This window comes from Pseudomonas sp. TH08, assembly GCF_016651275.1.
Taxonomy (GTDB): Bacteria; Pseudomonadota; Gammaproteobacteria; order Pseudomonadales; family Pseudomonadaceae; genus Aquipseudomonas.
The window spans coordinates 292,055-311,221 of record NZ_JAEKEE010000003.1 but is presented as its reverse complement, the minus strand read 5'-3'; the positions used below and the strand labels follow the sequence as shown (position 1 = coordinate 311,221).

19 protein-coding genes are annotated in these 19,167 nt (G+C 60.8%); 6 read left to right on the top strand and 13 right to left on the bottom strand.

The annotated features are described in order from the left end of the window. Window positions 1-72: 72 nt before the first annotated feature. The 4 genes from JFT91_RS14690 to JFT91_RS14675 form a co-directional block, all read right to left on the bottom strand. Window positions 73-1,506, bottom strand: coding sequence for a heavy metal sensor histidine kinase (locus JFT91_RS14690; protein ID WP_201232835.1), 1,434 nt, complete (start codon window positions 1,504-1,506; stop codon window positions 73-75). Next, window positions 1,503-2,174 carry a heavy metal response regulator transcription factor gene (locus JFT91_RS14685; RefSeq protein ID WP_201232834.1) on the bottom strand — a complete coding sequence of 224 codons (672 nt, stop codon included), beginning with the start codon at window positions 2,172-2,174 and terminating at the stop codon, window positions 1,503-1,505. Before JFT91_RS14685 ends, JFT91_RS14690 begins: the two co-directional genes overlap by 4 nt. A 12-nt stretch (window positions 2,175-2,186) precedes the next feature. Beyond that, window positions 2,187-2,444, bottom strand: coding sequence for a DUF2790 domain-containing protein (locus JFT91_RS14680; RefSeq protein WP_166217154.1), 258 nt, complete (start codon window positions 2,442-2,444; stop codon window positions 2,187-2,189). 256 nt (window positions 2,445-2,700) lie between these two features. Then, complete coding sequence (locus JFT91_RS14675) at window positions 2,701-3,414, bottom strand: murein L,D-transpeptidase catalytic domain family protein (protein ID WP_201232833.1); 714 nt, start codon at window positions 3,412-3,414, stop codon at window positions 2,701-2,703. A gap of 150 nt (window positions 3,415-3,564) precedes the next feature. Here JFT91_RS14675 and JFT91_RS14670 point away from each other — a divergent pair, with 150 nt between their 5' ends. Then, on the top strand, window positions 3,565-5,181 hold the full coding sequence (locus JFT91_RS14670; RefSeq protein ID WP_201202839.1) for a L,D-transpeptidase family protein: 1,617 nt from the start codon (window positions 3,565-3,567) through the stop codon (window positions 5,179-5,181). 3 nt (window positions 5,182-5,184) lie between these two features. Here JFT91_RS14670 and JFT91_RS14665 read toward each other — a convergent pair whose 3' ends face one another. Continuing rightward, entirely contained in the window at window positions 5,185-5,700 is a 516-nt protein-coding gene (locus JFT91_RS14665; RefSeq protein WP_201232832.1) for an HvfX family Cu-binding RiPP maturation protein, read from the bottom strand. Between the two features lie 198 nt (window positions 5,701-5,898). On the opposite strand from JFT91_RS14665, the gene JFT91_RS14660 reads away from it, so the two are divergent. The 3 genes from JFT91_RS14660 to JFT91_RS14650 all read left to right on the top strand — a co-directional run bounded on the left by JFT91_RS14660 (window position 5,899) and on the right by JFT91_RS14650 (window position 9,107). After that, window positions 5,899-6,783, top strand: coding sequence for a LysR substrate-binding domain-containing protein (locus tag JFT91_RS14660; RefSeq protein WP_201232831.1), 885 nt, complete (start codon window positions 5,899-5,901; stop codon window positions 6,781-6,783). Between the two features lie 99 nt (window positions 6,784-6,882). Next, window positions 6,883-8,007, top strand: a complete 1,125-nt coding sequence (aguA, locus tag JFT91_RS14655; protein ID WP_201232830.1) for an agmatine deiminase — start codon at window positions 6,883-6,885, stop codon at window positions 8,005-8,007. A 2-nt stretch (window positions 8,008-8,009) separates the two neighbouring features. After that, the gene (locus tag JFT91_RS14650; protein WP_201226958.1) at window positions 8,010-9,107 is read left to right on the top strand and encodes an extracellular solute-binding protein; all 1,098 of its coding nucleotides are present in this window, start codon (window positions 8,010-8,012) and stop codon (window positions 9,105-9,107) included. 152 nt (window positions 9,108-9,259) lie between these two features. Here JFT91_RS14650 and JFT91_RS14645 read toward each other — a convergent pair whose 3' ends face one another. The 4 genes from JFT91_RS14645 to JFT91_RS14630 all read right to left on the bottom strand — a co-directional run bounded on the left by JFT91_RS14645 (window position 9,260) and on the right by JFT91_RS14630 (window position 12,491). Beyond that, the gene (locus JFT91_RS14645; protein WP_201232829.1) at window positions 9,260-9,877 is read right to left on the bottom strand and encodes a DNA-3-methyladenine glycosylase family protein; all 618 of its coding nucleotides are present in this window, start codon (window positions 9,875-9,877) and stop codon (window positions 9,260-9,262) included. A gap of 1 nt (window position 9,878) precedes the next feature. Further along, a complete protein-coding gene (locus JFT91_RS14640) occupies window positions 9,879-10,676 on the bottom strand; it encodes an isocitrate lyase/PEP mutase family protein (protein WP_201232828.1) in 798 nt (265 codons plus the stop codon). Window positions 10,677-10,708: 32 nt separating this feature from the next. Beyond that, window positions 10,709-11,791: a bifunctional transcriptional activator/DNA repair enzyme AdaA gene (locus tag JFT91_RS14635; RefSeq protein ID WP_201232827.1), complete on the bottom strand. Its 1,083-nt coding sequence runs from the start codon at window positions 11,789-11,791 to the stop codon at window positions 10,709-10,711. A 97-nt stretch (window positions 11,792-11,888) separates the two neighbouring features. Then, the gene (locus JFT91_RS14630; RefSeq protein ID WP_201232826.1) at window positions 11,889-12,491 is read right to left on the bottom strand and encodes a LuxR C-terminal-related transcriptional regulator; all 603 of its coding nucleotides are present in this window, start codon (window positions 12,489-12,491) and stop codon (window positions 11,889-11,891) included. A gap of 114 nt (window positions 12,492-12,605) precedes the next feature. Between JFT91_RS14630 and JFT91_RS14625 the strand changes: the two genes are divergently transcribed. Continuing rightward, window positions 12,606-14,234 (top strand): ATP-binding response regulator, encoded by a 1,629-nt coding sequence (locus JFT91_RS14625; protein WP_201232825.1) that lies wholly within the window; start codon window positions 12,606-12,608, stop codon window positions 14,232-14,234. 89 nt (window positions 14,235-14,323) lie between these two features. On the opposite strand, the gene yecR is transcribed toward JFT91_RS14625, so the two are convergent. Both yecR and JFT91_RS14615 read right to left on the bottom strand, forming a co-directional pair. Further along, window positions 14,324-14,632: a YecR family lipoprotein gene (gene yecR, locus JFT91_RS14620; RefSeq protein ID WP_201232824.1), complete on the bottom strand. Its 309-nt coding sequence runs from the start codon at window positions 14,630-14,632 to the stop codon at window positions 14,324-14,326. A 33-nt stretch (window positions 14,633-14,665) separates the two neighbouring features. Then, window positions 14,666-14,980, bottom strand: a complete 315-nt coding sequence (locus JFT91_RS14615; RefSeq protein WP_201232823.1) for a hypothetical protein — start codon at window positions 14,978-14,980, stop codon at window positions 14,666-14,668. A 189-nt stretch (window positions 14,981-15,169) separates the two neighbouring features. Between JFT91_RS14615 and JFT91_RS14610 the strand changes: the two genes are divergently transcribed. After that, complete coding sequence (locus JFT91_RS14610) at window positions 15,170-15,886, top strand: hypothetical protein (protein ID WP_201232822.1); 717 nt, start codon at window positions 15,170-15,172, stop codon at window positions 15,884-15,886. A 521-nt stretch (window positions 15,887-16,407) separates the two neighbouring features. Here the strand turns inward: JFT91_RS14610 and JFT91_RS14605 are convergent. Together JFT91_RS14605 and JFT91_RS14600 are read right to left on the bottom strand one after the other, a co-directional pair. Then, entirely contained in the window at window positions 16,408-17,580 is a 1,173-nt protein-coding gene (locus JFT91_RS14605; protein ID WP_201232821.1) for a cystathionine gamma-synthase, read from the bottom strand. Further along, window positions 17,577-18,953 carry a pyridoxal-phosphate dependent enzyme gene (locus JFT91_RS14600; protein WP_201226740.1) on the bottom strand — a complete coding sequence of 459 codons (1,377 nt, stop codon included), beginning with the start codon at window positions 18,951-18,953 and terminating at the stop codon, window positions 17,577-17,579. Before JFT91_RS14600 ends, JFT91_RS14605 begins: the two co-directional genes overlap by 4 nt. Between the last annotated feature and the right edge of the window lie 214 nt (window positions 18,954-19,167).

The window sequence follows — 19,167 nt, the reverse complement described above, 5'->3', positions numbered from 1 at the left end:
TGTAGGCGCTGCGGCACGCTGCGATCTTTTGATTCTGTTTTTAAAGCCAGAATCAAAGGTCGCAGCCTCGTTTCACTCGACAGCTCCTACAGGGTATTGCTTCGGATGTCCGTTCCGGGCGGGGAAGAACAATTCGAAGCAGGTTTGGCCGTTGTTGCTGCTGACGCGGTAGCGACCGTGATGCAGTTGCATGATGGTCGCGACAATCGACAGTCCCAGTCCGTTGGATTGTGCCGAGCGTTCGCGGGACTGATCGACCCGGTAAAAACGCTCGAACAATCGCGACAAGTGTTCCGCCGGGATCGTCGTGCCCAGATTACGCACTCGCAGATAACTGCCGTCCGCTTCGGCAATCGCTTCAACCTGCACCGTCGAGTCCGCCGCACCGTACTTGATCGCGTTGGCACACAGGTTGGCCAGTGCCCGGCGCAGCAGCATCGGTTCGGCCCAGATCACGCCGCGACCACGGGCCTCGATGCAGATGCCGACGTCTGCTGCCAGGCCTTCGAAATAGTCGGCGATCCGTTGCATCTCATCGGCGGCATCCAGTTCCTGCCGTTGGCTCAAGGCACTGGCCGGGTCGGTGCGCGCCAGAAACAGCATGTTGTCGAGCATCCGCGTCAGCCGCTCCAGCTCTTCGACATTGGAGGCGAGCAGCTGTTGATAGGCGTCGATGCTGCGCGGCTGTTGCAGGGCGACCTGGGTTTCGCCGAGCAGGTTGTTGATCGGCGTGCGCAATTCGTGAGCCATGTCGGTGGAGACCTGACTCAACTGCGCAAAACCCCTGGCAAGGCGATCGAGCATGGCGTTGAACGCTTCGATCATCGGCCGCAACTCTCGCGGTGCGCCTGCACTGGCCAAGCGTTCATTGAGGTTGCCGACGCCGATCCCATGGGCGTGTTTTGCCAACCGGCGCAACGGTAGCAAACCGCGATAGACCAGCAAGCAACCGACCAGCGCAAGGACAATCGCAGCCAGTGATGCGAGGCCGTACACGCTGAGCCGATAGTTGGCGAGCATCGCCGTGCGTTCGCTCATCAGCTTGCCGATGAGCACTTGCAGGTTGCCCAGATCGCCGGAGTCGATGCTCGCCGCCACGGCCGAAAACGGCACGCCGTTGATGCTTGGCAGATGCTGCACGTCGTTGAGGGCCATCACATGGTCGACCGGCACGGCGGGCACGCTCGGCAGCGCCAGATTGCCGGGGTTGACCACCAGCAGCGGCGGATGGCCCGGCGCGCCAATCGTCAGCAGCGCTTCGCGGGTACCGAGCATGTTCTGAAACAGCGCCGGTTTGTTCTTGATCAACTCCAGCGTGTTGCTGTCATTGAGGATGGTGCGCAACTGATCGATGCGGCTGACCAGTTGAATGTCGTCACGACGGGTCAGTTGTTCTTCCAGTTCTTGGTAAAGCGCCACGCCAAGGCCAGCCAGCGAAACGAAGGCGAGCACGGCGAAGACCAGCGCCAGGCGCAATGTCAGCGAATAACTGCCGGCGATTTTCATGATTGCGTATCGAAGCGGTAGCCGATGCCGCGCACGCTGTGAATCAGCTTGAGCTGGAACGGATCATCGACTTTCGCCCGCAAGCGGCGTACGGCGACATCGACGACGTTGGTGTCGCTGTCGAAATTCATGTCCCACACCCGTGAGGCGATCAGCGAGCGCGACAGCACTTGCCCGGTGTGGCTGGCGAACAGTTGCAGCAAGGCGAACTCCTTGTTGGTCAGGGTGATCCGCACACCGGCGCGGGTTACGCGGCGCTTGAGCACGTCGATCTGCAGGTCAGCGACTTGCAGTTGTTCGTCTTCGTGGATCGGCCCGCGTCGGGTCAGGGTGCGCAGGCGCGCCACCAGTTCGGCGAATGAGAACGGCTTGATCAGATAGTCGTCGGCACCCAGTTCGAGGCCTTTGACGCGGTCGGCGATGTCATCGCGCGCGGTCAGGAACAGCACCGGCGTGTCGGCCTCCTTGCGCAGCCGGCGCAGGACTTCCCAGCCATCCATTTTCGGCATCATCACATCCAGCACGATCACGTCGAAGCTGTGCTCCAGCGCCAGGTGCAGACCATCGGCGCCGTCGCGGGCCAGACTCACGCTGTAGCCCAGTTCCTGCAGGCCGTTGAGCAAGTAATTGCCTGCCTTGGGTTCGTCTTCGATAACCAGAATATTCATCGGCGATCATTCTCAATGGTCATTGATGCAACCGCTGCCCTGTACCTGATAGTCCAGCACATGTTCACGGCCCTGATGGTCGAGGTAGTTGAGTTTCGCCGGGACCACACCGCACGCCTGGGAAATATCGGTGCTGGACAACACTTTGTCGACATCCAGATTGACGTAGAAGCCGTTTTTGTCATGGATGACTGCGGTGTCGGGCATCGAAGCGGCGAACAGCGAACCGCTGGCGAGGAGGGCGGAGAAGGCGAGGATCAGGGTTTTCATGATGAGTCACTCAGTGGTTGAAGTAGGTCGGCAGTGCGCCGGAACAACTTCAGGCTACCGAGCGATCCGCACGGCAAACCGACAACTGAATGACAAAACTGTAATGAAACGGTGGACGAAGATTCAGAGCTGAACGCAACTCTGTGGGAGCTGGCTTGCCAGCGAAAGCGGTGGGTCTGGCAATGCAGCAGTGTCTGATCTGGCCTCATCGCTGGCAAGCCAGCTCCCACAATGATTTTCGGTGCAGTTGATATTTTTAGCTGGCGTGGGTGTTGAGGATGCTCGCCACCTGTTGCGGCTGACAGTTGAGGTAGGGTGAGGATTTCAGCCAGTGCTGATCCGGGTACCACGAGAACATGTATTGACCATCCTTGAGCTTGTCGATCACCTGCTTGGCAATCTGCGGTCGCACTGCCGGGCAACCCTGGCTGCGGCCGATGCGCCCCTGTTTTTTGCTCCACAACGGGTTCACGTAGCTGGCGGCGTGGATGACGATGGCGCGATCACGGGCCATGTCGTTGAAACCAGGCTCCAGCCCATCCATGCGCAATGAATAACCGTGGGTGCCACTGTAACTTTCCTGCGTGCGGAACAGTCCAAGACTCGACTGGTAACTGCCTTCACGATTGGAAAACTGCGTAGCAAAGTTTTCCCCGGAGTTGGAGCCGTGCGCAACGAGGTCACGCAGTACCAGTTTTTTTCGGGTCAGGTCAAAAATCCACAAACGGCGAGCGGTGGACGGTTGCGAATAATCGATGATTGCCAGGTGGCGGGACGGTTTCGCACCGTTGTTGACCGCGCATTGCATGGCGCTCAATGCACCTTTCAGCGCCTGGGGATTGAGTTCTGGCGCGGCGTGCGCGAGGCTGGTGAAGAGAACCGGCGATGGCTTGCCGGCGGCAAAAGCTGGACTGGTCACAGCGACAAGGGTCGCGGTGGTCAGCAGAAGTCGGCGCAAAAACGTCAACATTTATAAAGTGTCCTCACTGGCTACTCATTTGGCACTTTGGCTCCTGACTCCCAGTCGACCCCGCCAAGCCCGAAGATCGAGCCTGACTGTTCAGCGCACCTGATGTAAGGTTGACCGTCATCAAGACGGCCATGGACTGGAGTAAAGCAGTTGTTCAAAAAGTACGCATGCTACTTGAGCATTTGTTTGCTCGCAGCGCCGTTTGTCGCTTGTGCCGAGGAGTCGCTGCCGCCGCTGCAAACACTGCCGACGCCACCGGCCGAATTACCGGTTGAGCCACAGAGTCCGTTGCAAGCCGTGTTGCTCAGTCTGCCACAGGCGTGTCCGGCCGTTGCCGCGCACCTCAACGGCCCGGCGCTGGTGCAGTTGCAGGCGTTCTATGAGCAGCAGGACTGGATGCCGGTGTGGGCGCGCGAGTCCGGGCGATTGCAGGCTTTGCAGGGGCAATTGCAACTGTTGGCCGACGATGGCCTAAATCCCAAGCGCTATGCGGTGGCGGCGGTGCCTCCGCAGGACGGCGAGTTATGCGCCGACATCGACATCAGCCACTACTACCTGCAAGCCCTGCAGGATCTGCATTACGGCCGCTTGCTGCAGTCGCATTTCGAGCCGCTGTGGCATGCCGACGACACCCCGCGTGACCGTCAGGCGGAATTGTTGGCGATCGCCGTGCCGGGCATGCAGGACATTCCTGCGGCGTTCGACCTCGCGCGTCCGCGTCTGGCCCAATATCAAAACCTGCGTCATCTCTACGCTGCGCAAAGGCTAAAGGCTTTGCCGCAATGGCAGTCGGTCGGCAACGGCCCGTTGCTGCGTCCCGAAATGGAAGACAAACGCGTGCCGGAACTGGCCCAGCGTTTGTACAGCGAAGGCTATCTGACCCATGCCGTCGGTACGCCCGGCAATGCCTACGATGGCGTGCTGGTGGAGGCGGTGAAGAGTTTCCAGGCCAATCATTCGTTGCAGGCTGACGGTGTGGTCGGGCCGGGGACGATTGCCGAACTGAACATCAGCCCGCTGACCCGCCGCGAACAGTTGCGCGTCAACCTCGAGCGCTTCCGCTGGATGGCCCAGGACATGGAGCCCAATGGTTTGCTGGTCAACGTCGCCGCTGCCGAATTGACCCTGTATCAGGGCGGCCAGCCGGTATGGCAAACCCGCACCCAGGTCGGCCGCGCCGAACGCCAGACGCCGTTGCTCAAATCCCGCGTGACGCGCCTGACCCTGAACCCGACATGGACGGTGCCGCCGACCATCTGGAAAGAAGACAAACTGCCGGCGATCCGCAAGGATCAAACCTTCCTCAGCCGACAGAACCTGCAAGTGCTCGACGCCAACGGCCAGCCTCTGGCGGCGGCTGACATCGACTGGGACAACCCGGGCAACATCCTTCTGCGTCAGGATGCCGGGCCGCGCAACCCCCTGGGGCAAATGGTCATACGCTTCCCCAATCCGTTCTCGGTGTACCTGCATGACACGCCGAGCAAGGCACTGTTCGACAAGGGCCCGCGAGCGTTCAGTTCAGGTTGTGTGCGCGTCGAGCACCCGATGCAACTGCGTGATCTGCTGCTGAGCCCGGCGGAAAAGGCCCGCACGGAAACGTTGTTGGCGACAGGTACCACGCATGAGTTCCGTCTCTCGGCACCCGTGCCGATCCTGATGACCTACTGGACGGCGCAAGTCGGCAACGATGGCCACGTGCGTTACGCGCCGGACATCTACAGCCGCGACAGCGCATTGCTCGCGGGCCTCGACCGGGCCCATTGAGCCTCAGCGGGCGCGGCGGTTCCAGAACCGTCGCGCCAGCCACGCATCAACGCTCAATTTGCCCGCCCCGGCGAACACCAGCGGCAGTAAGGCGGCCAGGTAAATCGCCGGCAGCTTGAAGTTGCCGAAGCCCTTGTTGGTGATGGCGTAACCCTGGGCCAGTTCGCTCAGCGACGACCAGTCGGCAGGCCAGTGCACGGCAGCGGTGGCGACCACGGTCACCACGATCAGCGACACTGCCGAGATCCGCGTGCCGAGGCCAACCAGAATCGCCAGTGCGCCGATCAATTCGGCCCACATCGACAGTTCCCAGTTCAACGTTGCCGGCAGGTGATCGAAGGGAAACGGGAACCGGCTCTGAATGTCCTCGAACCAGTTCTGGCCGGTGAACTTTTCCAGCCCTGACTCGAAAAACTCCCAGGCGATAAACAGACGCAAGGTCAGCGGTGCGAGCCAAGTGCCGGCGCGGTCGAGGTTCAGGTGCACGGCTTGGGTGGCGGTCGAAAGGTTGCTGGTCATGATGAGTCTCCGGACGATGGGGGAAGTGAATCGACCGGGCTATTTGAGCTTTGCGGTGTATCGGCGATGTGTCGCCGGGGCAGGGGTTTGTGTGATTGGTGTGTCTGCGGCCGGGGGATATACAGTGCGATACAGACGACCATGCTGGACGCACGCTCTCGGCGCCGTCAGCATGGCCAAAAAAACGGATCATCCCCCATGCGACGACTTCCCTCACTGGCCGCACTGCGCACTTTCGAATGCGCTGCCCGTCACGCGCACTTCGGCCGGGCCGCCGCTGAACTGTGCGTCACCGACAGTGCCGTCAGCCACCAGATCCGCCAGCTCGAAGAACAACTCGGCGTCTCGCTGTTCATCCGCGAAGGCCGGCAGATTCGCCCGACCATCGCCGCCGGGCGCTTGATGCAAAGCCTGCAGCAAGCCTTCGAACTGATTGGCGAGGCTTGCGATGAACTGCGCGATCCATCCTCGCTGGCAGTCCTCAGACTCGCCGTCACCGCCGAACTCGCACAAAAGTGGCTGATGAGTCGCCTCACCGATTTCTACGCGCGCTACCCGCACATCACCTTGCACCTCTACGAACAACCGATCGACGCCAGCGCCCCCGGCGAAGACATCGACCTGGCGATCACCTACGGCACCGGCCCGGCCGACAGCAGCGCTTATTTCGTCCGGCCCTTGCCGGCGCTGCAGTTCTTCCCGGTGTGCAGCCCCGGCCTGTTCAACCAGGGCACGTTGAAAACTCCGAAGGATCTGGCCCGTCACTGCCTGCTGCACGACGACCAGGACGGCAAGACCTGGACCGCCTGGCTGACAAGCCACGCTGGCGACCAGCGCCCGCAGCGTCAGTTGTATTTCGCCCATGCCGGTCTGGCGCTGGAAGCCGCGGCGCAAGGGCAGGGCGTGGCGATGGGCGACAACCTCACCGCGCAGGAGGACTTGCAGAGCGGTCGGTTGGTGCGGCCGTTCCCCTGGAGCATGACCGCGCTCGGCCAATACGCGCTGGTGTGTGAGCGCGTGCGGATCGAGCGCCCGGCCGTCGCACAGATGCTTGAATGGTTCAACGATCAGCTGGCGGATTGATGAGTTGAATTCAACTATTCCGCAATAATCATCGTTGGCGAGCAGGCGAGCCGCGACCTTACCTTGTGGTCATTCCCATCGCGAAGACGAGGTTTGACCATGGCACGTTTGCTCGACTCCACCCCTAAATACGACGGCTTCCGTCTGCCCGGCGAATTCGAAACCAAGTCCGGCTGCTGGCTCGGCTGGCCGGAGCGTACCGACGTCTGGCGCAACGGCGCCAAGCCGGCGCAGAAAGTCTGGGTGCAGATCGTCACCGCGATTTCCCACAGCGAACCGGTCACCGTCTGCGCCTCGGCCGCGCAATTTGCCACCGCTCGCCGACAGTTGCCACCGCAAGTGCGTGTCGTGGAAATGACCTGCAACGACACCTGGTTCCGCGACAGCGGCCCGTGCTTTGTGGTCAACGACCAGAGTGGCGAAGTGCGCGGCGTCGATTTCGAGTTCAACGCCTATGGCGGTCTTGACGGCGGTCTCTACTACCCGTGGGACAAGGACGACCAGATTGCCAGCAAGATCCTCGAAATCGAACGCTTTGACCGCTACCGTGCACCGTTGATTGCCGAGCTTGGCGGCATTCAGAGCGACGGTCAGGGCAGCATCCTCACCACCGAACAATGCCTGCTCAACCGCAACCGCAACCAGCACTTGGGCAAGGACGAAGTCACCCGCCGACTCACCGATTACCTCGGCGCCGAACAAGTCATCTGGCTGCCGCGCGGCTGCAAATTCGACGAAACCGATGGCCATGTCGATGACCTCGCCTGTTTCGTCCGTCCCGGCGAAGTGGTGCTGCAATGGACCGACAACCGCGACGATCCGCAGTGGGAAATCTATCAAGAGGCCTACGACATCTTGCGCAGCACCCGCGACAGCCGTGGCCGCGAGTTGACCGTGCACAAATTGCCGCAACCGGACGTGCTCGAATGGACCGCCGAGGAAGCCGAAGGCCTCGACCAGCAGGACAGCACCCACACGCGCCAGGCCGGAACGAAAATCTGCGCGTCGTACATCAACTATTACGCCGGCAACAGCTCGATCGTGGTGCCGCTGTTCGGTGATCGCAACGATAAAGTCGCGATGGCGACGCTGGCCGAACTGTTCCCGCAGCACAAGATCGTCGGCATCGAAAACTCCCGGGAAATCCTTCTCGGCGGCGGTAACGTCGCGTGCATCACCATGCCGCAATACGCCGGCACGCCTGTCCACAAGAAGGGAGCGTGACCATGCGCCTGCACAAACTGACTCAAGCCTTATTGCTGGTGCTTGCACCCTTGTGTGTGCAGGCTGCCGACACCGCCAAACCGGTGGTTAATCTGTACATCTGGGGCGAGTACCTGGCCCCGGACACCTTGAAGAATTTCGAGGCGAAAACCGGTATTCATGTGGTTGCCGATCATTTCGATTCGCTGGAAACCGTCGAGACCAAGCTGCTCACCGGGCGCAGTGGCTACGATCTGGTGCTGACCGCAGGCCAGCACCTGTCGCGAGCCATCGAAAGCGGTGCGATCCAGCCGCTGGACAAGGCGCGGGTGCCGCACTTTGCCGGCGTCGGTGAGGAGTTTCGTCAGCACATGGCGGTGTTCGATCCGGGCAATCGTTACGCCGGGATCTACGCGTGGGGCACCACGGGAGTGGGCTATCAGGAGGAGGCTGTCAAAAAGCGTTTGCCCGATGCGCCAAAGGACAGCTGGGCGATGCTGTTCGATCCGGCGGTGGTCTCGAAATTTGCTGACTGCGGGGTGAGCCTGCTCAATGATCCGAATGAGGTGTTCGCGGCGGTGATGAAGTACATGGGCCTGGACATCAACCGGCAAAACCTCGACGACCTGAAACTCGCCGAGCAGCAACTGGCGAAAATCCGTCCGTACATACGCTACTTCGACAATGACCTGAACATCAGCGATCTGGCCAACGGCAACACCTGCGTGGCGATGTCGTGGAACGGCAACGTGGCGATTGCGGCGGGGCAGGCGGAGGCGGCGAACAAGCCGTTCAAGCTCAGTTACCGGATTCCGAAAGAGGGCACTTTGATCTGGTTTGACGCGATGGTCATTCCCAAGGACGCCCCGCACCCGCAGGCCGGGCTGGCGCTGATGGATTACCTGATGACGCCGGAAGTCATGGCGCCCATCACCGACACCATTCACTACGCCAATGCGATCACGGCGGCGGATGATCTGGTCGATGCGGCCATTCGTAATGATCCGGGGACCTACCCCTCGGCCGACGTCAGGGCCACGCTGTATAGCAAAAACGACAACGGCAAAGCCTTCAATCGTGCGTTGATCCGGGCGTTCAGCCGGTTGAAGTCGGGTCTCTAACCCCACATTTCCCCTGTAGGAGCTGCCGCAGGCTGCGATCTTTTGATCTTGTTCTCAAAATCAAAAGATCGCAGCCTGCGGCAGCTCCTACATGTTCGGGGTAGCCAAAAACCTGTGGGAGCTGGCTTGCCAGCGATGAACGATAACGCGGTCTACACCTTGGCAACGCGCCACAGATACCAGGCGGCGACGGTTCTGAACGGGCTCCACTTCAACCCGATCTCGATCATCTGCTTGCGCGTCGGCTGCACCTCCAGCCCCTTCAACCGCCGATAACCCTCGCGCACACCAAAGTCATCGGCCGGCAGAATATCCATGCGCTCAAGGCTGTAAATCAGCAGCATCTCCACCGTCCAGCGGCCAACCCCGCGCAGGCTGATCAGGCGTTCGATCAACGCTTCATCGTCCATCGCCAACGCCGTGGCGTAATCCGGCACCACACCGTCGAGCGTTGCCTGGGCGATCCCTTGAATGGTCGCAATCTTGCCCGCCGAAAACCCGCAACTGCGCATTCGTTCAAAGTCGGTCGCGAGGATTTGTTCCGGCCGCGGAAATGATTGCGCAGGAAACAGCCCCACCAACCGCCCGACAATCGCGTCACCGGCCTTGGCATGCAGTTGCTGATAGGCAATCGCCCGCACCAGCGACTCGTAGGGATCGCGTGCCGGATGCGGCTGATGCAGGCAAGGGCCTACCGCCGCAATGTGTCGCTGCCAGTCGGGGTCGAGCGCGGCAAGGTATTCGCTGGCCGCTTGATAGGCGTCGGGCATGCTATTTCAGCAAGCCGTTGACTTCGCCGTAGGTGAAGGCCTTGAGGTCGTGGGTGTCGAGTTTGCCGCTGGCGAGAAAGCTTTTCACCAGCCCGCCCATCGCGCCATAGAGGAATTCGGCGATTCCGGAGCCGGCGCTCAAGCGGCGTACGCCCAACGCTTGCAACTCAGCAGGCGAGGGCAGGCAGGCGAAACCGAGGACGTTGACTGGCAGTGGCGTGCCTTTGCAGATCGCTTCGATTTCGTAAGCCGAGGTCACGCCCGCGGCGAACAGTCCATCAGCCCCCGCCGCCTGATACAGCGCGGCACGGCGCAGGGTTTCGGCGACGCGATCTTCAGCCGGCACCAGGCTTTTCAGATAGACATCGGTGCGCGCATTGATGAACAGCTTGACGCCGCGCTTGTCGGCGACTTGCCGCGCCACTTCGATCTTGCGCGCGAGCAACTCCGGTGCTTGCGCGCCGTCTTCAATATTGATGCCGACCGCGCCCGCCGCAACGACCGCGTCGAGCACTTCGGCGACCCGCCCGAGGTCATCGGAATAACCGGCCTCGACGTCCACGGTTAGCGGCACGCTGATGATCCGGGCGATGGATTCCACCGTCGCCACCAGACGTTCGAGCGGTAACGTGTTGCCGTCCGGATAACCATGGGCCCAAGCCACTGCTGCGCTGCTGGTGGCAACGGCTTTGCCGCCCAGATGCTCGACCAGCCGCGCGCCGGTGGCGTCGGCGACGTTGGTCAGAATCAACAGGCCGTGCTGGTGCAACTGGTGAAACTGCGTATCGAGCGTGCTCATTGAAATTCCTTCAGATTGATGGAACAAATACCTCAGAAAAGCCGTTGCTGCGAGAGCTGCACCGCAGCGTTTTCCAGTCTCAGCAGAAACGCCTTGCGCGGTTGTCCGCCACCATAACCGGTCAGCGAGCCGTCCGCGCCGATCACCCGATGACAAGGCACCACAATCGCCAGACGATTGTGTCCGTTGGCCAGGCCCACCGCGCGACTGGCGCCGGGCTTGCCCAAACCTGCCGCAATCGCGCCGTAGGTGCTGGTGTGCCCATAGGGGATTTGCCGCAATGCCGACCAGACTTGCCGGGCAAACTCACTGCCGGGCAAATGCAGCGGCACCGTGAACTCGCTCAGCTTGCCGGAGAAGTACGCCGCCAATTGCTGTTCGATCGCCTGCAAATGCGCGTTATGCCCCGGCGCGACCGCATAGCCGTAACGGTTCTGTAGCGCCTCGACTTCACGGGTCAGCGCCGGCCGATCAAGAAACTCCAGCAACACCAACCCTCGGCGTTCAGCCATGGCGATCATCGGCCCCAGCGGCGTGGTCAGCCGGGTGAACAGCAGCGGCTCGCTCTGTTCGGCGCGGCCCGGAGTGATGTGGAACGACTTCTGGAATGCGTCGCGAAAACCGCTGAGCGATTCATAACCGGAATCGAACGCCGCATGATCAATCGACGTGCCTTGCTTGATCCCGCCCAGCGCCATGCCCAGCCGCCGGGTACGCAGCCAGGCGTGGAAGGTCATGCCGAAATGCTGTTTGAACCAGCGCCGCAGTTTCAGCGGCTCGATGCCTTCGGCGAGCAATTGCGCATCGCTCCAACGCACTTCCGGGTCGGCGTCCACGGCTTTGAGCAGGCGCTGCACCCAATCCGGCGCAATAGCGGCGGCGTCCAGCGGTTTGCAGCGCAGGCAGGCACGATAACCGGCCGACAGGCACTCATCGGCCTGCGCGAAGAACTCGACATTCTCGGGTTTCGGCTTACGCGCGGTGCAACTGGGGCGGCAGAAGATCCCGGTGGTTTTCACGGCCGTGAAGAACACGCCTTCATAGGCAGTGTCGCGTTCGAGCATGGCGCGAACCATTTCGGCGTGGGGCGGCAGGACAGCGGTTTGTATGTTCATGGCATGAGGTTAAAACCAGATTCTCGATGGCTCCACCGAAAAATCGACAATGAATTTCGCAGGTCCTTGAGCGTGTAGGCGCAGCCTGCGGTAGCCCCTACAGGGAGCGACTTTTCACGGCTGCGGCGGCGCGTGAGGGGACGTTCAGTGTGCGTAGTAAAGAAGAAACGTGAATCCTCACCGTGAACGGTGAAATATCCAGTTCACGGGCGATCTCCTTGTTGGTCTTGCCTTGCGCGATCAGCCGTAACACCTCCTGCTGACGGGGCGTGAGCGCCGCGCCGGTCTCCAGCGGCAGCAAGCCTGACGGCGCAAACTTCACCAGCACTTCACCTTCGCGAATCGCCAGGATCGCCTGGCCGATTTCGTCCGGTGCGATGTTTTTGCCGATGAAGCCATCAATGCCCGCCGCCATGACGTCACCGATCAACGCCTCATCATCAACCATCGACACCACGATCAGCGTGGTGCGCGGCAAGCGGCGGCGCAGTTCGGCGAGCTGACTGACGCAGGTCAGGCCGGGAAAGCGCAGGTCCAGAATCAGGCTGTCCGGCTCGTCGCCACAGGGCAGCAGCGCCATTACGGCGTCGAGGTCGCCAGCCTCTTCAATGGTCGCCTCGGGCAATAAGCGCTGCACGGTGCGCAACATTGCCTCGCGAAACAACGGGTGATCGTCGGCTATGATAATTCGGCATGTCATGACGTGACCCTCCCTGGGCCGGGTGTTGCTGATGGCATGCACCTTAGCACCCGGTGCGGGCAATGCCTGTCGGTTCGTGCTGATTATGACGATTGCGGCACAAGGACGTTCACCATGAAATTCGAGAAAAACACCGAACTCGATCAGGCCAATCTGCGCATTATCATTGCCAGTATCGCGTTGGTTTACATCGGCGTGCTCGGCGTTTTACCGGCCCAGCGTTTCGATACGTATCTGCCGGTGGTCACCTATATCTGCCTGTTTTTGCTGGCTTCGATTGTATTGCGCCAGACGATTGTGCGCTGGCCGGGGCATTATCCGGCACGGCGGATTTTTGCCATGGTCCACGATTACACCGGCACCTGTTTCGGGCTGGTGGTCGGTGGCGAAGCGGCATTGCCGCTGTATGCGGTGATCATCTGGGTCAATCTCGGCAACGGCATGCGTTACGGCTCGCGCTATCTGGCAATTGCCACAGTGTTGGCACTGCTGGCGTTGCTCGCGGTGTATCGGCTGACGCCCGTGTGGCAGGCGCAACCGTTCATGGTGTTGATGCTGATGATCACCAGCACGGTGATTCCGTTTTATGCGCACTTGTTGCTTGAGCGCACGCGCAAGGCTTCCGAAGAAGCGGTTGCGGCCAATCTGGAGAAGTCGCGGTTTCTCGCCCAGGCCAGCCATGACTTGCGTCAGCCGATCCACTCCATCGGCCTGTTTACCGCGTGCCTGCGTGAGTCGCGATTGGGTGATGAGGAACGACACCTGGTCGACAACATTGATCGTTCGCTGCTCAACGTGTCGCAACTGTTCCGCTCGATTCTCGATCTGTACACCCTCGATAACGGGCGGATTCTGCCGAAGCTGCAAACCGTGAATCTGGGTGAATGGCTCGCGGAGCTGATGCGCCAGAACGCCGAAGCGGCGCGTTGGGCGGGTGTGGAATTGCGTTTGCGACCCTGTGAATACTGGGTGCGCACCGATCCGGCGTTACTGGCAACCATGGTCCAGAACGTGCTTTCCAACTGCTTCAAGTACGGCGCGCATCGACCGGTGCTGATTGGTGTGCGCAGGCGTGCAGCCGGGCTGGCTATCGTCATTTACGATCAGGGCAATGGCATCGCCGAGGAGCATCTGCCGAAGGTGTTCGAGGAGTTTTACCGGGTTCGCCAGGTACGCGACAAAGACGTCGAGGGGGTGGGGCTGGGTCTGTCGATCGTCAAGCGCCTGGGGCAATTGATCGGCGTGGAGGTCGCGCTGCGCTCGCGGCTGACGCGCGGAACGGCGGTGACTTTGTCCGGGCTGCCCATGGCGGCAGCGCCGCTGCAATCGGTGATTCGCGAAGATGCGCGACAGGTTGGTCTGCTGACCGGGCTGAAGGTGTGTCTGGTGGAGGATGATCGCAACGTGCTGATGGCCACGTCGGCATTGCTGGAGCGTTGGGGTTGTGTGGTGCAGGCCGAACTGACGGGGCGCGACTTGGTCACCGATTGCGACATCATCGTCGCCGACTACGATCTCGGTACTCATGCCACGGGCATCGAATGCATTGATGATGTGCGGCGCCAGCGCGGCTGGGCGGTGCCGGCGATGATCATCACCGGGCATGACATCGAAAAAATACAGGCGGCCTTGCACGACCGCCAAATTGCCATCCTGTCCAAACCGGTACGTCCGGCCGAGCTGCGCACGACCTTGCGAACCCTGCGCGACCAACCAACAACAACCGTCGCAGAAACCCTGTAGGAGCTGCGGCACGCTGCGATCTTTTGATCTTTGCCCTTTAAAAACAACATCAAAAGATCGCAGAGTGCCGCAGCTACAGAGGGCAGGTGTCAGCGTTTGCAGAGATAGTCTTGAGTGATGGTGGTTTGCAGGCAGTTGTACTGGCCCATGGTGCGGCAGATGTTTTTCTCCGAGCCGGTGACCTCGGCGTTTTTGTAGCCCCAGGTCTTGCAGCGTTGCGCGGCGACGGTCAGGCCTTGTTCGGCGCTGGTCTGGCCGCTTTCGAATTGACCCAGTTCATAGGAGACCTGGACGACGCCATCGTTTTTGCTGCCGCCGGTGGCTTCCCATTGTTTCGGAGTGGCGCAGCCGGTGAGGAACAGGGCAGCGAGGGTGAGTGTTGCGATCAGGATTTTCATGATGGAACGTAGTCCTTTACCGAGGATGGGGGATTATTGGAATGGAATCGGCGACGCGCCTTTGGGCAGGCAAGACAGCGGCGGTGTCATGATGCCCATGCTTGCGACCGCGACGATGGCGCCGCTGGGCAATTCGCAGTTGTATTCACCGGCCGGGGTGTAGGCGGTGTAGTAGGTGAGGGTGCTGTCGCTGCGGATGTTGTCGATTTTCGAGACCGGTTTGCCGATGACGGTCTGAGCGCGCTCTTTCATGCTGGCTTCGCTGGGCTTGGCGGTCTGGCAACCGGCGACGCCTGTCAGCAGGGCGCCGACAACGGCGACTTTGCAGAGGTGGAGATGCACTTTCATGGTGTTTCTTCCTTGGTGTTGTTCTGATTTCCAGGCACAACGATCCCGCACGCTGCGAAAGGGCAACGTTGGGGAACATCGGGGGTTGCAGGGGAATATAACGTCGGGTGGCGGGATGGTCGATTAGCACAAATGTGCTAGTGCGCTGGCGCAGCGGCGGCCCCGAAGGTGCCGCCCGCCAGAACGCAGATGTTATTGAGGGCTGTTGAACTGGTCGGAATAACTGCCGGTCATCAGGGCCGACGCGACCCGATCGGAGCCGACGCCGACACGCGAATATGCAACGCGATTGATGCCGGTTCGATCAGCACCGTCAGCCGCGAGTGCTCCGGCGCCGACATGATCGGCCCCGTCGGAAGCTACTGCACCAGCACCGACATGATCAGATCCGTCGGAAGCCACCGCACCAGCACCGACATGATCGGAACCGTCAGAGGCCACCGCACCAGCGCCGACATGATCAGATCCGTCAGACGCCACCGCACCAGCACCGACATGATCGGCCCCATCGGAAGCTACTGCACCAGCACCGACATGATCAGAACCGTCAGACGCCACCGCCCCAGCACCGACGTGATCAGAACCATCGGAAGCCACTGCGCCGCCACCTACATGATCAGATCCGTCGGAAGCTACCGCTCCGGCGCCGACGTGATCGGAAGCCACTGCGCCGCCACCTACATGATCAGATCCGTCGGAAGCCACCGCTCCGGCGCCGACATGATCAGAACCATCGGAAGCCACTGTACCAGCACCGACATGATCAGCCCCATCCGAAGCCAGCGCCTGTGGCTGCGCAGCCCAGACTCCCGGCATCACGACGGCAGCCGCCACTGCCAGAACCATGCCCGGCAAAAGCTTGTATTTCATGATTTTCTCCACGCCCCGGCAGCCACAAAGCGATAAACCGTCGTGCACTGCACAATCACTGGCGCTACGACGTATTGGCTAGGGGTTGATCTGGTTGGTGAAAGGCACGGGTGCACCGCCAGGCGCACAGGTGTCGACGTAGTCATTACTTGACTGAACCAGTATAGGTCGCTGCAGGACGGCGGCGCGGCGGGGGATCGACGGCTGTTAGGCGATTACTTTCCTTCACCCGATTGGCAAAGCTGAAATCAGTCTAAAAACCTTGCTACGTGTTCTCGACCTTTTGCTAGGCTCAAAGGTGTAGGCGAAGACGCAGACTGATGCGCAAGCGGATAGCAAGGGAGCGTGGGGCGCGCTCCGAAGGGTACACGGTTAGAAAGATCTCCGCGCTGAGATCCAGCCCTTACGCCGTGTGAAGCAGCTGAGGCCGCCAATTTTTTTCACGTTGGCCCAGTACTGTGGGAAGCCCGATAAACCTTGTAAGCCAGAGACCAGCACTGGCCGCCTACTCGAACAAACAAAGCCCGCTTATGGCGGGCTTTGTCGTTCTTGCAAACTTAGATTTTAGTCAGCGCATGCGCCAGGTCAGCGCGCAGGTCTTCAATGTCCTCAACGCCCACCGACAGACGTACCAGACCATCACCGATCCCCAGTTTTGCGCGGGTTTCAGGTGGAATGGTCGCGTGGGTCATGATCGCCGGATGCTCGATCAGACTTTCGACGCCGCCAAGGCTTTCCGCCAGTGCGAAGATCTTCACGTTCTCAAGGAAGCGCCGCGCGCCGGCCAGATCGCTGTTCAGATCCACGGAAATCATCCCGCCGAAACCCCGCATCTGGCGCTTGGCCAATTCATGTTGCGGGTGCGACTCGAGACCCGGGTAGTAGACGCGTTTTACCTGCGGCTGCTGCTCCAGCCACCGCGCCAGATCCAGTGCGTTGCTGCAATGACGCTCCATGCGCAGTGCCAGGGTTTTCACCCCGCGCAAGGTCAGAAACGCATCGAATGGCCCGGAAATCGCGCCCACGGCGTTTTGCAGGAAACCCAGTTTTTCCGCCAGTTCAGCGTTCTGCCCGACCACGGCAATACCGCCAATTACATCGGAGTGACCGTTCAGGTACTTGGTGGTCGAGTGCAGCACGATGTCGAAACCCAGTTCCAGCGGACGCTGGATATAGGGGCTGGCAAATGTGTTGTCAGCCACGCTGATGATCCCGCGTGCACGGCAGATACGGGCAATGGCCGCCAGATCGGACAGGCTCAGCAGCGGGTTGGTCGGCGACTCGACAATGACCAGACGCGTGTCGTCCTGCAACGCCGCTTCGAATGCCAACAGGTCAGTCAGATCGACGTAGCTGAAACGATGCCCGGCGCTGCGTTGGCGCACCTTGTCGAACAGGCGGAAGGTGCCGCCGTACAAGTCATTGCCGGAGATGACGTGCGAACCGGCGTCGATCAGTTCCAGCACCGTGGAAATCGTTGCCAGCCCGGAAGCGAATGCAAACGCCTGGGTGCCCCCTTCCAGATCCGCCACACAGCGTTCCAGCGCAAAACGCGTCGGATTGTGCGAGCGACCGTAGTCGAAACCCTTATGCACGCCTGGGCTGTCTTGCAGATAAGTGGAGTTGGCATAGATCGGCGGCATCAGTGCGCCGGTGGTCGGATCCGGCGCCTGACCGGCGTGAATCACCCGGGTCGCGAAGCCTTGGGATTTATCGTCGTGCTGACTCATGCGAGGGATCTCCGTAATTGGTTGAGCATATCGGTGCGGGTGATCAGGCCATGGAAGCCTGAAGCATCGGCGATGATGGCCACGAGGCCACGACTGAGCACCGCTTCCAACTCGGCGAGGGCGGCGCCGGGCGCAAGGGTTTGCAGTTTGTCGGTCATCACGCTGGAGACCGATTGGCTGAAGCGTGCCGCGTCTTCGTGCACCGGCAGCAGGATGTCCGATTCGTCGATCACGCCGACCAGTTGCTTGCCCTCAACCAGCACCGGCAGTTGCGAAACATCGGCCAGACGCATGCGCTGAAACGCGGTCAGCAACGTGTCGTCGGGACCGACGCTGATAACTCGGCCATCCTCGAAACGACGGGCGATCAGATCGCGCAAATCGCCATAGCGTTTGCGCTGCAAAAGCCCCTGATCAGTCATCCACTGGTCGTTGTAGACCTTCGACAGGTAGCGCGTGCCGGTGTCGCAGACGAAACTCACCACACGTTTCGGTTCGGTCTGTTCGCGGCAATAACGCAGTGCAGCAGCGAGCAAGGTGCCGGTCGACGAGCCGCCGAGAATACCTTCGGCACGCAGCAATTGCCGGGCGTGATCGAAGCTTTCTTCATCGCTGATCGAGTAGGCGTGGCGCACGCTGGTGAGGTCGGTGATCGACGGGATAAAGTCTTCGCCGATGCCTTCGACGGCCCACGAGCCGGGTGTGGTCATCTTGCCGCTGCGGCTGTATTCAGCCATCACCGAACCTACCGGATCGGCCAAAACCATTTCCAGATCCGGTTGCACGCGTTTGAAGAAGCGGCTCAGCCCGGTGAGCGTACCGGCCGAACCGACGCCGACCACGATGGCATCCAGGTCATGCTCGGTCTGCGCCCAGATCTCCGGCGCTGTAGAGCATTCGTGGGCGAGGGGGTTGGCGGGGTTGTTGAATTGATCGGCGAAGAAGGCGCCGGGAATGTCTTTGGCCAAACGTGCCGCGACGTCCTGGTAATACTCGGGGTGACCCTTGCCGACATCGGAGCGGGTGATGTGCACTTCAGCGCCCATGGCCTTCAGGTGCAGGACTTTCTCGGTGGACATTTTGTCCGGTACCACCAGCACGACGCGGTAGCCTTTGGCGCGGCCGACCAGCGCCAGGCCCAGGCCGGTGTTGCCGGCAGTGGCCTCGACAATGGTGCCGCCCGGTTGCAGGCGACCGTCACGCTCAGCCGCGTCGATCATCGCCAGGCCGACGCGATCCTTGATCGAGCCGCCGGGGTTCTGTGATTCAAGCTTGAGAAACAGTGTGCACGGCCCGGTATCAAAGCGAGTGACTTGAACCAGCGGAGTATTGCCGATCAGCCCAAGTACGGCAGGGCGTGATTCCTTAGACATTTCTTCACCTCTTTGTGGTGTTGATCGCGTTCCATTCGCGGGGGAAAAGCTCGCCTGCAACATAGGCGCAGACATCCTCTGTCGCAACCTTTAGTCCGCCGCAAATACAGCCATTTCGATCTAACGATAGAACGAAAACCATGAGGAGGAGGGAGGCATTTATCGGCTTTTACAGGAAGGCGTCATTGAGGTTTGAAAGGGCGTCCTCGCTATC

Excerpts from the sequence above, each read along its gene's own strand:
- JFT91_RS14690 (WP_201232835.1), bottom strand. The coding sequence starts at position 1,506 with ATGAAAATCGCCGGCAGTTATTCGCTGACATTGCGCCTGGCGCTGGTC.
- JFT91_RS14685 (WP_201232834.1), bottom strand. The coding sequence starts at position 2,174 with ATGAATATTCTGGTTATCGAAGACGAACCCAAGGCAGGCAATTACTTG.
- JFT91_RS14680 (WP_166217154.1), bottom strand. The coding sequence starts at position 2,444 with ATGAAAACCCTGATCCTCGCCTTCTCCGCCCTCCTCGCCAGCGGTTCG.
- JFT91_RS14675 (WP_201232833.1), bottom strand. The coding sequence starts at position 3,414 with ATGTTGACGTTTTTGCGCCGACTTCTGCTGACCACCGCGACCCTTGTC.
- JFT91_RS14665 (WP_201232832.1), bottom strand. The coding sequence starts at position 5,700 with ATGACCAGCAACCTTTCGACCGCCACCCAAGCCGTGCACCTGAACCTC.
- JFT91_RS14660 (WP_201232831.1), top strand. The coding sequence starts at position 5,899 with ATGCGACGACTTCCCTCACTGGCCGCACTGCGCACTTTCGAATGCGCT.
- aguA (WP_201232830.1), top strand. The coding sequence starts at position 6,883 with ATGGCACGTTTGCTCGACTCCACCCCTAAATACGACGGCTTCCGTCTG.
- JFT91_RS14650 (WP_201226958.1), top strand. The coding sequence starts at position 8,010 with ATGCGCCTGCACAAACTGACTCAAGCCTTATTGCTGGTGCTTGCACCC.
- JFT91_RS14645 (WP_201232829.1), bottom strand. The coding sequence starts at position 9,877 with ATGCCCGACGCCTATCAAGCGGCCAGCGAATACCTTGCCGCGCTCGAC.
- JFT91_RS14640 (WP_201232828.1), bottom strand. The coding sequence starts at position 10,676 with ATGAGCACGCTCGATACGCAGTTTCACCAGTTGCACCAGCACGGCCTG.
- JFT91_RS14635 (WP_201232827.1), bottom strand. The coding sequence starts at position 11,791 with ATGAACATACAAACCGCTGTCCTGCCGCCCCACGCCGAAATGGTTCGC.
- JFT91_RS14630 (WP_201232826.1), bottom strand. The coding sequence starts at position 12,491 with ATGACATGCCGAATTATCATAGCCGACGATCACCCGTTGTTTCGCGAG.
- JFT91_RS14625 (WP_201232825.1), top strand. The coding sequence starts at position 12,606 with ATGAAATTCGAGAAAAACACCGAACTCGATCAGGCCAATCTGCGCATT.
- yecR (WP_201232824.1), bottom strand. The coding sequence starts at position 14,632 with ATGAAAATCCTGATCGCAACACTCACCCTCGCTGCCCTGTTCCTCACC.
- JFT91_RS14615 (WP_201232823.1), bottom strand. The coding sequence starts at position 14,980 with ATGAAAGTGCATCTCCACCTCTGCAAAGTCGCCGTTGTCGGCGCCCTG.
- JFT91_RS14610 (WP_201232822.1), top strand. The coding sequence starts at position 15,170 with ATGTTATTGAGGGCTGTTGAACTGGTCGGAATAACTGCCGGTCATCAG.
- JFT91_RS14605 (WP_201232821.1), bottom strand. The coding sequence starts at position 17,580 with ATGAGTCAGCACGACGATAAATCCCAAGGCTTCGCGACCCGGGTGATT.
- JFT91_RS14600 (WP_201226740.1), bottom strand. The coding sequence starts at position 18,953 with ATGTCTAAGGAATCACGCCCTGCCGTACTTGGGCTGATCGGCAATACT.